Annotated in this window: 14 protein-coding genes; 4 read left to right on the top strand and 10 right to left on the bottom strand. The window is 44.9% G+C overall.

Going from position 1 to position 13,565, the window contains the following annotated elements; translation table 11 throughout:
* Window positions 1-12: 12 nt before the first annotated feature.
* Complete coding sequence (locus tag VTAP4600_RS13435; RefSeq protein WP_102523255.1) at window positions 13-438, top strand: DUF805 domain-containing protein; 426 nt, start codon at window positions 13-15, stop codon at window positions 436-438.
* Between the two features lie 30 nt (window positions 439-468).
* Here the strand turns inward: VTAP4600_RS13435 and VTAP4600_RS13430 are convergent, their stop codons facing one another.
* From VTAP4600_RS13430 to glpX, 3 genes are all read right to left on the bottom strand, one after another.
* Window positions 469-795 carry a DUF3135 domain-containing protein gene (locus VTAP4600_RS13430; protein ID WP_102523254.1) on the bottom strand — a complete coding sequence of 109 codons (327 nt, stop codon included), beginning with the start codon at window positions 793-795 and terminating at the stop codon, window positions 469-471.
* A 299-nt stretch (window positions 796-1,094) separates the two neighbouring features.
* A complete protein-coding gene (locus VTAP4600_RS13425; protein ID WP_102523253.1) occupies window positions 1,095-1,712 on the bottom strand; it encodes a helix-turn-helix transcriptional regulator in 618 nt (205 codons plus the stop codon).
* A gap of 182 nt (window positions 1,713-1,894) precedes the next feature.
* A complete protein-coding gene (glpX, locus tag VTAP4600_RS13420; RefSeq protein WP_102523252.1) occupies window positions 1,895-2,902 on the bottom strand; it encodes a class II fructose-bisphosphatase in 1,008 nt (335 codons plus the stop codon).
* A 290-nt stretch (window positions 2,903-3,192) separates the two neighbouring features.
* On the opposite strand from glpX, the gene zapB reads away from it, so the two are divergent.
* Complete coding sequence (gene zapB, locus VTAP4600_RS13415; RefSeq protein ID WP_102523251.1) at window positions 3,193-3,435, top strand: cell division protein ZapB; 243 nt, start codon at window positions 3,193-3,195, stop codon at window positions 3,433-3,435.
* 181 nt (window positions 3,436-3,616) lie between these two features.
* Here the strand turns inward: zapB and rraA are convergent, their stop codons facing one another.
* The 7 genes from rraA to priA form a co-directional block, all read right to left on the bottom strand.
* On the bottom strand, window positions 3,617-4,144 hold the full coding sequence (rraA, locus tag VTAP4600_RS13410; RefSeq protein WP_102523992.1) for a ribonuclease E activity regulator RraA: 528 nt from the start codon (window positions 4,142-4,144) through the stop codon (window positions 3,617-3,619).
* A 75-nt stretch (window positions 4,145-4,219) separates the two neighbouring features.
* The gene (locus tag VTAP4600_RS13405) at window positions 4,220-5,137 is read right to left on the bottom strand and encodes a 1,4-dihydroxy-2-naphthoate polyprenyltransferase (protein WP_102523250.1); all 918 of its coding nucleotides are present in this window, start codon (window positions 5,135-5,137) and stop codon (window positions 4,220-4,222) included.
* A gap of 96 nt (window positions 5,138-5,233) precedes the next feature.
* Window positions 5,234-6,565 carry an ATP-dependent protease ATPase subunit HslU gene (gene hslU / locus VTAP4600_RS13400; RefSeq protein ID WP_102523249.1) on the bottom strand — a complete coding sequence of 444 codons (1,332 nt, stop codon included), beginning with the start codon at window positions 6,563-6,565 and terminating at the stop codon, window positions 5,234-5,236.
* 14 nt (window positions 6,566-6,579) lie between these two features.
* A complete protein-coding gene (gene hslV / locus VTAP4600_RS13395) occupies window positions 6,580-7,113 on the bottom strand; it encodes an ATP-dependent protease subunit HslV (RefSeq protein WP_102523248.1) in 534 nt (177 codons plus the stop codon).
* A gap of 172 nt (window positions 7,114-7,285) precedes the next feature.
* Complete coding sequence (locus tag VTAP4600_RS13390) at window positions 7,286-7,822, bottom strand: SPOR domain-containing protein (RefSeq protein ID WP_102523247.1); 537 nt, start codon at window positions 7,820-7,822, stop codon at window positions 7,286-7,288.
* A gap of 107 nt (window positions 7,823-7,929) precedes the next feature.
* The gene (gene cytR / locus VTAP4600_RS13385; RefSeq protein ID WP_102523246.1) at window positions 7,930-8,934 is read right to left on the bottom strand and encodes a DNA-binding transcriptional regulator CytR; all 1,005 of its coding nucleotides are present in this window, start codon (window positions 8,932-8,934) and stop codon (window positions 7,930-7,932) included.
* Window positions 8,935-9,312: 378 nt separating this feature from the next.
* On the bottom strand, window positions 9,313-11,514 hold the full coding sequence (priA, locus tag VTAP4600_RS13380; RefSeq protein WP_102523245.1) for a primosomal protein N': 2,202 nt from the start codon (window positions 11,512-11,514) through the stop codon (window positions 9,313-9,315).
* A 276-nt stretch (window positions 11,515-11,790) separates the two neighbouring features.
* On the opposite strand from priA, the gene rpmE reads away from it, so the two are divergent.
* Both rpmE and VTAP4600_RS13370 read left to right on the top strand, forming a co-directional pair.
* Window positions 11,791-12,006 carry a 50S ribosomal protein L31 gene (gene rpmE, locus VTAP4600_RS13375; protein WP_102523244.1) on the top strand — a complete coding sequence of 72 codons (216 nt, stop codon included), beginning with the start codon at window positions 11,791-11,793 and terminating at the stop codon, window positions 12,004-12,006.
* A gap of 252 nt (window positions 12,007-12,258) precedes the next feature.
* Window positions 12,259-13,518: a malic enzyme-like NAD(P)-binding protein gene (locus VTAP4600_RS13370; RefSeq protein ID WP_102523243.1), complete on the top strand. Its 1,260-nt coding sequence runs from the start codon at window positions 12,259-12,261 to the stop codon at window positions 13,516-13,518.
* The last annotated feature ends 47 nt before the right edge of the window (window positions 13,519-13,565 follow it).

Raw genomic sequence — 13,565 nt, 5'->3', positions numbered from 1 at the left:
AGTTTCAGTAAGATGTCGATCAAGCAGTTATTATTTTCATTTCAAGGCCGAGTTGGCCGTAAAGTATTCTGGATTTGGAATGCGTGTTATTACATTGCCATTATGGGCTTTACCATGGGCATCAATGTGTTATTCCCCGCGCAAGCTGGAATCATCAGTGTGGCATTTCTGGCATTCTTGATGTTGCCTGACTTGGCGATTACCGCAAAACGTTGGCACGATAGAAACAAATCTAACTGGTTTCTTCTGTTAAACATTCCGCTCATATTAGGCCGTATGTTTGTGCCTGTTGGTGGGGCGGATATGGTGGCTCAACCGACCATGATTCAAACGGTGGCCTCTTTGGCGGCATTAGCGTGTGGCGCGTGGTTGTTTATTGAGTGCGGCCTGTTGAAAGGGGATGATGCGGAAAACCGGTATGGAAAACCGCAATCTTAAACTAGCACCCGAAATATGAAGTCCATTTAATTATTGGCGCGCAGTAAAAGGCAGTATTTGTGCCGTGGGTTGTGCGTCATTATCGCCATCAAGAGCGTCTCTAAATTTTCCCATTTGAACCGATAATTCATTCATTAGCGTCACATTGGTATGTACCGGATTTTTGCACTTGGTGATCACTCGTTCAATGTGGCTTTGCTGAGCCCACAACCGTGGTTGCATCTCTTGCGAGGCACAAGTAATCATCTCTTCACACATCTGACGTCGGTATTCTTCAAACGCGGCTGGGTCATTTTCAGCCAGCGCCACAAGCTCATCAAATGGCGGTAATGTTTGGTCAATTTGAGCACGGTCCATACCACTCTCCTATTGTTTACATTTCGTTTACATGTTCAGCATACGACAATTTTAAACTAAATAACGAACAATATTTGAGCAGTCTCAATGTTGAGATATGCACCAGTGAGATCCATGTATGAGCTGTAAATGCTAAGGATTGAGCTTTTAAATAGATAAATATAGTAAGAACAGATGATTAGGAACAATCAATGCCGCATCTATTGTCGTATTTTGATGTAAACAAATAAAAGAAGAAATGCGTATTTTCTGGTGAAGAACTTATGATGAACTAGGCGAAGTGGTATTACTGTGCGGTATTAGCAATCTTGAATTAAGTAGCTACAGCGTCGCTGGCCGTCAATAATATGCTCGGAACGCTCAACAGAGACTGTTTCACCTAACAGCTTGCGGAATATATTTAACTCCGACTGGCATAAACTTGGGCAGCGTGTGGCGGCTTTGCAAATAGGGCAGTGGTTTTCAATCAGGAGATAGCCTTGTTCAGACTGGGTAAGTTCAGCCATATAGCCCTCACCTTCACGTAATGCGGTGAGAACCTGCAATTTGTCTTGGGTCGATTCACAATCGATCATGGCATTTTGGTAGTGAGAGAAGGTTTTTTTCTCACGCTCATTGGCAACTTGTAAAAGGCCTTGCACACCAAAGATATCTTCAACGGCGTCTAGAACATGCACGGTAAGATCGCCGTGGCGATCACTAAAAAACGCATGACCTTTGCCTGTTAAGTTCCAGTGGCGAGTCGGTCGACCGACTTTTACGCGGACATCGTGAAAATCCAAATAACCGTCGTCTTCTAGGCTTTGTAGGTGCTGTCTTGCTCCCATGGTGGTCATAGAAAAGTCTTCCGCGAGATGCTTAGCTGTGACAGCACCTTCACGTTTGATTTTATGTAATATTCGGTCAGTTGTTTTCATCGTTACCTTATCCTTATCGCCCTACTATTATGGAGTATCGAGTTAATAAAGCAAATAATTGATAAAGCATGAGATATTGATAAAAGAAACCTATTAATGTGACTTCTTGCAGCGGGATTAATCATAAAGCAAAACAAAAAACGCAGCCGAAGCTGCGTTTTGAAAGAGGAGGCTAGATAGGATTACAGAATGAAATCGCGTATCTCGTCGTCTTTACGCTCTAGGTAGTGAATCGATTTAATACGACGGATCGTACGGCAGCGTCCACGAATCAGTAAGGTTTCTGACGTGGCGATATCACCAGTGCGAGTGATGCCTTCAAGTAAATCACCTTTCGTGATGCCTGTTGCAGAGAAAACGACGTTGTCGCTACGAGCCATGTCACCCATCGCTAGTACAACACCGGCTTCTACGCCCATCTCTTTACAACGTGCTAATTCAAGCTCGCCGTGAGCGCGGTTTTCCGCAGAGTCTTCTTTTACTTCATGACGAGGAAGTAAACGACCATGCATGTCACCATCAAGTGCGCGAATAACCGCCGCAGAAACCACACCTTCAGGTGCGCCACCGATGCAGTACATCATGTCTACTTCGCTGTCTGGCATGCAAGTTAAGATAGACGCAGCAACGTCGCCATCTGGCACTGCAAAGACACGAACGCCCATGGCTTGCATCTCTGCAATTACCTTATCGTGACGTGGCTTAGCAAGCGTAGTAACGACTAGGGTATCGAGTGTTTTTCCTAGCGCTTTAGCGACATTTTCTAAATTCTCTTTTAGCGGTTTTTCAAGGTCGATTGCCCCTTTAGCACCTGGGCCAACCACTAATTTTTCCATGTACATATCTGGTGCTTTAAGGAAACTGCCTTTTTCACCTGCAGCAAGAACAGCAAGTGCGTTTGACTGGCCCATAGCCGTCATGCGAGTTCCTTCAATTGGGTCAACTGCGATATCTACAGCATCACCACCAACACCAACTTGCTCGCCGATGTAGAGCATCGGAGCGTCATCAATCTCGCCTTCGCCAATTACGATTTCACCGCTAATATCGGTTTTGTTAAGTAGGCAGCGCATTACTTCAACGGCAGCGCCATCGGCTGCGTTTTTATCGCCACGTCCTAACCACTTGTAACCTGCTAATGCGGCACCCTCGGTGACACGAGAAAATGCCATCGCTAAATCGCGTTTCATGCTGACTCCAGAACTAATGAATGGGTAAGAATAAATTCGGCGCGATTCTATCATAGTTCAGAGTAAACGTTTGCTTTTTTGCCTCAACCACGAATAACGTCAATGTTCAAAAGGCGTAAGAGCGGTTTTACGGCACCGATATGTCAAAACTTGCCACAAATCGCACTTTTTTTAACCAAATGAACAAATAAGGTAAATATTGAGCGTGAGTCTAGCCAGCATGACCAGTAGAATGAGTTATATTTTGTGAAATCCTTCACGCACACTGAATCAAATTAAGGTGGCCAAAGATGTCATTAGAAGTTTTAGAACAATTAGAAGCAAAAGTACAAACAGCCGTTGACACGATCGCGCTACTTCAAATGGAAGTGGAAGAGCTGAAAGAGCGTAACGAAACGCTAGCAACAGAAGCAAACGGCCTAAAAGGCAATAGCGAAGAGCTAGAGCAGCAAAACCAGCAAATGCGTGAAGAGCACACTGCATGGCAGGAGCGTATCCGCAATCTACTCGGCAAAATGGACGACGTAGAGTAATAAGAACTTAAGCTGGTTACGATTCGTTTCTCCTAGAGGAACCTAATCATACTTGCGCTTAATCTTCTTATTACCTGTTTTAGAAAGGAGCGTTAGCTCCTTTTTTTATGCGGGTAACCAAAGTACCGGAAACAAAAAAGACAGCCTTAGCTGTCTTTTTTTAAATTGGTCAGAATGTTCGTTACTCTTCGTCAATGAACTCTTCTTCGCCTGTATCATCTTCCATTTCTGCTTCAAGAGGCTCTTGAGACAGGATGATGCCAGTATTGTCTGCGTAGATGTAATCTTCTGGTAGGAAGGTAACGCCACCAAAATTAACCGCGACATCGATTTCACCGATATCTTGTGACGCTGCGCCGACAGGGATGGAAGCGAGTGCTTGAATGCCGATATTCATGTCTTCAAGATCGTCGACTTCACGAACGCAGCCATAAACAACCAGGCCTTCCCACTCATTTTCTTCAGCAAGTGTCGCTAACTCAGAATCAATCAATGCGCGACGAAGTGAACCCCCACCATCGATCAGTAGAATGCGTCCAGTTCCCTCTTGTTCGAGAACAGAGCGAATCAAGCCATTATCTTCAAAGCACTTAACGGTTGTGATTTGGCCTGCAAATGAGGCACTGCCACCAAAGTTACTAAACATTGGCTCGACGACATCAACTTGGTCTAAGTAAATATCACATAAGGCTGAGGTGTTGTATTCCATACGCATCATCTTCTAATTCAGAGGTCTGTCTTCGAGTATATAACGCCTGTAAGTCATTGCAATGACAAGGCGCAATTAACTGACGAGAGTTTGACCAGTAACCACGATTGCAAACAGTAAGTTGGTGATAAGCGCACACTTTACAATGACCGGCATCATAGGGGCTAACTCTATTGGTTGACGGGCGAGTAGAACATCCCGACCGTGTTTAAATAGCAGCAAGCCAGCCACCAGCATTGCGGCCTCTAAAGTAAGCGGTGTTTGAACTAAGGCTAAATAGGCGATGAAAGGTAGAATTCCTCCAATTAACAGAGCGACGTGATAAAGCTTGGCTTTATTGGAACCAAGTCGAACTGCGACGGTTTTCTTACCACAGGCTTTATCGTTGTCGATGTCTCGCATGTTATTGATATTAAGAACAGCCACCGCGAGCAATCCGCAACCAATGGCGGGTAGGAATACATCGCTGCTGATGGTGCCAGTATGAAGAAAGTAGGTGCCGGCTACGCCAAGTAAGCCAAAGAAAATAAACACGGATAAATCGCCAAGACCTACGTACCCATAGGGTTTATTACCAACGGTATAAGCGATAGCGCTGAAAATGGCGAGAAGCCCTAATCCAAGAAAGGCAGCAATACTGGTTGGAGATTGTAAAGAATATAAAATAAGTGCTAGCCCGGAAATGAGCGTCAGAGCGATATTAATAATGATGGCGTGCTTCATTGCTGAAGTGGATACTGCCCCAGACTGAATCGCTCTTGTCGGACCGATGCGTTCTTCATTATCGGTTCCTTTTAAGGCATCACCGTAATCGTTGGCTAGATTGGAGAGAATTTGCAGTAATACCGCCGTCAGTAGTGCTAACAGCATGACGGGGAGGGAAAAATGACCAGTTAAAAAGGCCATGCTACTGCCGGTTGCAATAGAAGCTAAAGCGAGGGGAAGTGTTTTTGGTCTCGCGGCATCAAGCCAAATGGCTAGGGATTCTCTCATGTTTATTCATTTCGTTAATAACGTTATGAATCAGTATATCAATCACAATAGATATTGGTATAAAAAAGCCCACAGAAGTGGGCTAGAGGCATACGGTTATAAGATAAAGCGGCTTAAGTCTTCATCTTCAATAAACTCACCTAACTTGTCATTGACGAAGGTGGCATCAATTTCGATGCTTGAGCCTGGTTTTTCGCTTGCATCAAATGAGACTTCTTCCATCAAACGTTCCATTACGGTATGCAGTCGACGAGCACCAATATTTTCAGTGGTTTCATTAACACGCCATGCCGCATCGGCAATTTGAGAAATGCCATCTTCGGAGAAAGATACACTTACTTCTTCCGTTGCCATTAGCGCTTGGTATTGCTCAGTAAGCGAGGCTTTTGGTTCAGTAAGAATGCGTTTAAAATCGTCACTGGTTAATGCTTCAAGTTCAACACGAATAGGCAAACGACCTTGTAGCTCAGGAATGAGATCGGAAGGTCTAGCCACTTGGAATGCGCCAGAAGCAATAAACAAGATATGGTCAGTCTTAACCATGCCATGCTTCGTTGATACTGTGCTGCCTTCGATCAGAGGGAGCAAATCACGCTGTACACCTTCACGAGAAACATCAGGACCGGAGCTTTCACCGCGCTTACAGATCTTGTCTATCTCATCTAAGAAAACAATGCCGTTATTTTCTACGTTGAAGATGGCTTGCTCTTTCAGTTCTTCTTGATTAACCAACTTAGCGGCTTCTTCTTCCGCAAGGGCTTTGAAAGCATCTTTGATTTTCATTTTGCGACTTTTCTTTGTGTCGCCAGCAAGGTTCTGGAACATACCTTGCAGTTGATTCGTCATTTCTTCCATGCCAGGAGGCGCCATGATCTCAACACCCATTTGCGGTGCGGCAACATCAATTTCGATGTCTTTATCGTCTAGCTTACCTTCGCGTAGTTTTTTTCGGAAAATCTGGCGCGTATTGGATTTTTCTTCACCGGTATCGTTTTGGCTCCAGCCTTCACGCGGCGGGGGCAGCAAGGCATCGAGGATTCGCTCTTCTGCTTGCTCTTCAGCGCGGAATTTTACTTTTTCCATTGCTTGCTGGTGAGTCATTTTAATCGCAACATCCGTGAGATCACGAATAATGGTTTCAACTTCTTTGCCAACGTAACCCACTTCGGTAAATTTAGTTGCTTCCACTTTCATGAATGGTGCATTAGCCAATTTAGCTAACCTGCGAGCAATTTCAGTTTTTCCGACACCGGTAGGGCCAATCATTAGGATATTTTTTGGTGACACTTCCACACGCAAGCTTTCTTCTAATTGCATTCGACGCCAGCGATTACGCAGAGCGATAGCAACAGCTCGTTTGGCTTTATCTTGACCAATGATGTGGCGGTTCAGTTCGTGAACAATTTCACGAGGAGTCATTTCAGACATGATAATTCCTTTCGTTACTTAGCTGTGATATCAAGCTCTTCCACCGTATGGTGGTGATTGGTAAATACGCAAATATCACCAGCAATCTTCAGTGACTTTTCGGCGATTTCACGAGCATCTAATTCTGTGTTTTCTAGCATAGCAGTGGCTGCAGCTTGCGCAAAGTTGCCGCCCGATCCGATAGCTATGAGGTCATGTTCTGGTTGAACGACGTCGCCGTTGCCAGTAATGATAAGTGAAGCGGTTTCATCGGCAACGGCCAACAAAGCTTCGAGTTTGCGCAGAGCGCGATCGCTACGCCAATCTTTTGCCAGTTCAACAGCGGCCTTGGTTAAATGGCCTTGATGCATTTGCAGTTTGCTTTCGAATCGCTCAAATAGCGTAAATGCGTCGGCAGTGCTGCCAGCGAAACCTGCTAGAACTTGATTGTTATAAAGACGACGCACTTTTTTAGCGTTGCCTTTCATTACAGTGTTGCCCAGGGAGACCTGACCGTCACCGGCGATGACAACTTTATTATTTCGGCGTACAGATACAATCGTAGTCACGTTATAAACCTTTTTATTCGCTCGCGAGATATTACATATATAAGGGTATCTGTGTGCATTTCAAGGGGGAGTGAAGGGATGAGTCTCTTAATGTTGATTTGGAACAAAAATAGCCAAGGGCGCATAGAGCGCCCTTGGGGTATGGAAGGTCAGTGTGAAAAGTGCTTCTAGATTACTGTGTTTCTTTCCAAATGGCACAGGGCTCGATTTTGGCGCGCTGCAATTTGTGCTTATCACGCTCTGCATCTCGTTTATAGGGGTAAGGCCCCAATACCACGCGATACCAGCTACTGCCTTCTTTTTTACGAACGTTACTGCTAATGCCTTGGAAAGCGATATCTAACTTTCGATTTTCAGCTTGTTGCTGATTTTTGTAAGCGCCACATTGCATGATGTAGGGAATGTCTGACACCACTCGCTCTTTGGCGATCACTTCGACTTCTTTATTCGGTAAGCTTTCCACGAATTCCCATTTTTCTTCAGGAGGCGGTGGTAGTGGCTTAGCGACTTTTTTCTTCGCCGGCTTTACTTGGGCTGCCGGTTTAGGTTGCGGCTCTGGATCTTGGCTCAATAGATAGAGGCCGTAGCCAAATCCACCAAGAAGCAGCAGTGCAATAAAGCCTGCTTTCCATGGTTTTTTTCTGGTCGTTGTTTTACGGGTCGGCTTTTTTTGACCTCGACCTCTTCTTACATAATCTTTGTTGGCCACAGTATGACAGCTTACGTTAAAGGAAAATCGCCTGACATGGTAATCCAGAATGACTCTGGAAAACCAGCCTTGCGATTCAATTAGGGAAGCAAGTCAGCATATTTACGCTAACTTCTCGGTGGAGCGGCACTTTTACGAATGATCAGTTCTGTTTCTAGTAATCGCGATCCAGCCTGTACATCATTGCCTTTTAATAGTTCTAGCAACATCAACATAGCTTGACGGCCAATTTCATAGCGTGGTTGAGAAATCGTCGTCAATGGAGGATCGCAATACTCAGAAAATTGCACGTTGTCAAAGCCAACAAACGAGATGTCTTCTGGTACTTTAAAACCTAACTTTTTGGCTTTTTGAATCGCGCCGATGGCCATCACATCGTTGTGACAGAAAATGGCGGTCGGTGGCTCAGGTAAAGACAGCAATTTGGCAATCGCTCGTTCACCGGATTCAAACGAAAAGTCGCCTTCTTCTTTGTAGGTTGGATTCATTGGAATACCTGAGCGACGCAATGCTTGTTGGTATCCTTGAGAGCGGAATTGACATAATACCGCCTCGGCAGGACCGGTAATTTGCGCGATATTTCTGTGTCCCATTTGAGTGAGGTAGTTAACCGCTTCAAATGAAGACGTCAGGTTATCAATGTGAACGGTTGGCAACTCAAGCTCTGGGGCAAATTCACACGCCATCACAAGTGGCGGTAAGTTTTTTTGTTCCGGCTTACTTACATCAAAAGGAAGATGCGTCCCTAACAGTAGCATGCCGTCGGCTTGTTTGGTAAAGACGAGGTTTACCAACGAACTTTCTCGTTTTTGTTGCTGACCACTATTGCCCAGTAGTACAAGATAGCCATTTTCTACCGCCGCATCTTCGATGCCACGGATGATCTCCGTAAAGTAAGAATCACAGATATCAGGCACGATAGTAATAATGGTCTTGGATTCATTTCGACGTAAATTTCGTGCAAGGGAATTTGGTGAATATCCCGATTCCATGACAGCGTCTTCAATTCGCTTTCGAGTGGTTGATGACACTTTTTCAGGGTTCATTAACGCGCGCGAAACGGTGGCTGTTGATACTCCAGCAAGCTGGGCAACATCCTTCATTGTCGCCATAGGTAGTCCTCTTGGTTGTCCAATTACGCAATTGATTCTTTGTTATTGCTCTCATCTGGCAGACCGAGAAGCGATGTAAGAAGCAAACCGACATGAATAAGATATCTAATGAAACGGCTGAACCTAAATTATTAAGGGAGCAGCCAATGTAGCCGCATCCAATACATAGTGAATAGATGCGTTACTACCAAAATCGCGTTGAATTTTAATTGTTCGTTATTTATTCAAGCTTGCAGGTAGTTTATGTTCTTAATAGAGAACAATTTACGGCCAGATTAACAAAAATTACATTACAAATGTGATATTTATCACATCGATGTTAATACTTTGTCGAGTTGAGGGGAAGTTCGTGGAGTTGGTGATTTATAAAACAATCCGTTAGCTCAAATCTTGCGGCTCTATATCTATCGACCAGCGCACTTTTTTTGCGTTGGGTAAGAGATCAATAACGGGTCTAGCACTATAAAGCAGCTTTTGCATTTGGCTACGGCTTGATACTTGTAATAGTAACTGCCAGCGCGATTTTCCTGCTCGTTTCGCTAAAGGAGCGGGCATTGGTCCGAGCACTAAGCAGCCTTGCCCAAATAATGGGTGGGATTCGAGAGTTTGTCTTACTTGCTGCAAGAACGATTCTACATGCTCAGGTTGATTGGCCTCTGCTCTGAATAGCGTCAAAAAGCTGAATGGCGGCAGTTGCGCCATTTTTCGCTCTTCTAATGCGGCATGAGCAAAGTGGCTGTAGTCTTTATGTAGTAATGCTTGTAATAACTCATGTTCAGGGTGGTGTGTTTGTAGGATCACTTCACCAGGCTTGCTGGCTCGGCCTGCTCGGCCTGCAACCTGAATAAATAACTGAGCCAGTCTTTCTGATGCTCTAAAATCGCTGCTATAGAGGGATCCATCCACATCGATTAACGCCACGAGTGTGACGTTAGGGAAGTGGTGTCCTTTCGCCAACATTTGCGTGCCGATAAGAATTTGGTATTCACCATTGCGGATTGAGGTCAGGGCGGCCTCTAAGCTGCCTTTGCGTCGCGTGCTGTCACGGTCAATACGCAAAGTTTTATATTCAGGAAAAACTTCCGATAAGTGGCTTTCTAGTTGCTCAGTTCCGACGCCAACAGACACGAGTTGGCTGGAGCCGCACCCTTGGCAATTATGTAACACCGCGTGTTGAGAGCCACAGTGATGACAGCGCATTTCACGGCTTTGCTGGTGGAAGGTATAATAAGCATCGCAGCGTTTGCATTCGGCAATCCAGCCACATTCATGGCACATGAGAGCAGGAGAGAAGCCACGGCGATTGAGAAATAGCATTACCTGATTACCATCATTTAGATGTCGACGCATTTCGGCAATAAGGGGCGCGGATAACCCACTTTCTAAATAAAGGCCTTTTACATCTAACACTTTGTTCGTGGCTGGTTTTGCCACACCGGCTCTCTGGGTTAGAGTTAAATGATGGTATTTACCAGACAGTGCATTATGTAAGGTTTCTAATGCTGGAGTGGCTGATCCCAATATGATCGGGATGTTTTCTTTGTTGGCCCGCATTACTGCAACATCGCGCGCGTGATATCTTAGACTGTCTTGTTGCTTGTAGGAGGCATCGTGCTCCTCATCAACAATGATAATGCCGAGTTTTGAGAAAGGCGTCATCAAAGCAGAGCGCGTGCCAATTACAATACCGGCTTGTTTATCGCGAGCACTGAGCCAAGCGTTTAGACGCTCAGTATCATTGAGCCCGGAGTGCACTACGGTAACAGGCACTTGGAATCGCTTTTTAAATCTATTGATGGTTTGTGGGGTTAGGCCTATCTCTGGCACGAGCACCAAAGCTTGCTCGCCTCGCTCTAAAATCGGTTTGATCATATTGAGGTAAACTTCAGTTTTGCCTGAACCTGTTACCCCTTCTAATAAAAAGCATCCAAATTGACGATGGCTGTTGACTGCGGCGATCGCAATAGCTTGCTCTTCATTTAGATTCGGCTTTTCACCTTCGGCTTCAACTTGCTTGTGCCAATCTTGAGTGGTGGGCTTGCGCTCTAATCGTTCGATCCAGCCTTTTTCTTGTAATGTTTTTAATACTGGGCTGGTGATGTCTTGTTCCAACATAGCCTGATGAGACATGGCGCCATGTTGCAACATGTGCATGACTTGAGCTTGTTTGACTGCTCGACCAAACCCAACCATAAGCTGATCGCGGCCTTGAGTGGTCAACTGCCATTCAACTAAGGTGGCGAATTCAGCGGGCTTACCTTTACGTAATAAGGTTGGCATTGCATTGGCGAGTGTATCCCCTAACGGATACTGATAAAACTGACTACACCATTGAAGTAATTGGTAGAGAGAGTCTGGCCATACGGGTTCAGCATCAATGACTTGCTTGATTTTCTTTAATTGATGGACTGGGAAGTCAGATTGATGAACTAGAGCCGTGACAACACCGACTAATGTTTGACGACCAAAAGGTACCGACACACGTCCACCGATAACGGGAAATAGCTCATTGGGGATGAGATAATCAAACCGTTTGTCGAGAGGGACGGGTAAAGCAACTTGAGCAATGGTCGGGCGCATATAGAGTGATGGGTTATTTAGCTGTTAATCAACTATAGTAATTAAATCGACCATAAAATACGAGGAATAAGCCAACCAAAGGGTAAAGCGGCCTCAGTGATGAATAACATCTGAAAAAATGGTGAAAAAACTATCAAATGAGTTGATCCGTCAGGCAAGTTTCATTACTATACCGCGCCTAGAGCGATGTGTACTTACGCATCGACTATTTTGAAACCACGTGTGGTGTCCGGCTTAGATTCGGATAGCGACACGGCCTATATTAAGGTTATCCCTATGAAAACTGGTATCCACCCAGAATACAAAGCAGTTTCTGCTACTTGTTCTTGCGGCAACACTTTTGAGTTCAACTCAACTCTTGCTAAAGAATCTATCCACCTAGACGTATGTGACAAATGTCACCCGTTCTACACTGGTAAGCAACGTGTAGTTGATACTGGCGGCCGTGTTGATCGTTTCAACAAGCGTTTTGGTGCTCTTAGCAGCAAGTAATTACGAATTTCGTAATACGACCAAATTCGAAAAGGACGCTCAGGCGTCCTTTTTTAGATCATGAGTCTGAGCCCGTCTATTTTTAAGCTTCTTTTGAACCCATTCGCATTTACCGTTTCTGTCTTCTTTTGCATATCACAATCAGTTATCAATCTTATTGACATTCCGTCTAGGATCTCGGTCTGACTTACATTACTATAACCCCACAGTTAACGTTTATGTAACCTCACACAGCATTGGGATTCTGCCACCATGTCCGAAGACAACAGCCAAAAAGATTTTCGTCAACAAGCTCTCGATTACCATGAATTTCCGACTGCAGGAAAAATCGGTGTCGCACTCACTACTCCGGCCGATACCGTTGAAGATTTGGCACTGGCTTATAGCCCAGGTGTAGCAGAACCTGTAAGAGAAATCGCACAAAATCCAGACAACGTTTACAAGTACACTGCTAAAGGTAATATGGTCGCGGTTATTTCAAATGGCACCGCAATTTTAGGGTTGGGTAATTTAGGTCCATTAGCTTCTAAGCCAGTAATGGAAGGTAAATCTCTACTGTTTAAGCGCTTTGCTAATTTGGATTCTATTGATATTGAGGTCAAGCACCGCACTATTCAAGAGTTTGTCGATACGGTTGCTAACATTGCAGATACGTTTGGTGGCATTAACTTAGAAGATATTAAAGCACCAGATTGCTTTGAAATTGAGCGTCAGCTTATCGAGCGTTGTGACGTACCCGTTTTCCATGATGATCAACACGGCACGGCAATTGTTACTGCCGCAGGTATGCTAAATGCCATTGAACTTCAGGGCAAAGTGCTAGAAGAGTCGACGATTGTTTGTTTGGGCGCAGGAGCGGCGGCGGTTGCTTGTATGGAGCTACTGATCAAATGTGGCGCTCAACGCGAAAAAATTTACATGCTGGACCGCAAGGGTGTTATTCACACTCGTCGCGACGATTTGAACGAATACAAGCAGTTATTTGCTAATAATACGGATAAGCGCACATTAGAAGATGTGATTGAAGGTGCGGATCTATTCTTAGGTGTCTCTGGGCCAAACTTGCTTCCACCAGAAGCGCTGAAATTGATGGCTGATAAGCCCGTTGTGTTTGCATGTTCAAACCCAGATCCTGAAATTAAGCCAGAGCTTGCTCATCAAGTTCGTGATGATTTGATCATGGGTACAGGGCGCAGTGATTACCCTAATCAGGTAAATAATGTAATTTGTTTCCCGTTTATTTTCCGTGGTGCACTCGATGTTCGTGCAAGTGAAATTAATATTGAGATGAAGCTAGCTGCGGTTGAAGCGATTCGCCAGTTAGCGAAAGAAACAGTGCCAGAAGAAGTGAAAAAAGCGGCCGGTGTTGACGAGTTAGAATTTGGCTCTGGCTACATCATTCCGAAACCTATGGACCCTCGTTTGTTGCCTCGCGTTGCTAAAGCTGTGGCGCAAGCGGCAGTAGATTCTGGTGTGGCTCGTATTGAGATGCCGGAAAATTATATGGGCTAAAGGCTAAAGGCAAAAATAAAAGGCAGAAGGGAATACCTTCTGCCTTT

It is taken from the genome of Vibrio tapetis subsp. tapetis, assembly GCF_900233005.1.
In the GTDB taxonomy this organism is placed as follows: Bacteria; Pseudomonadota; Gammaproteobacteria; order Enterobacterales; family Vibrionaceae; genus Vibrio; species Vibrio tapetis.
This window is presented reverse-complemented; position numbering and strand designations above follow the sequence as displayed.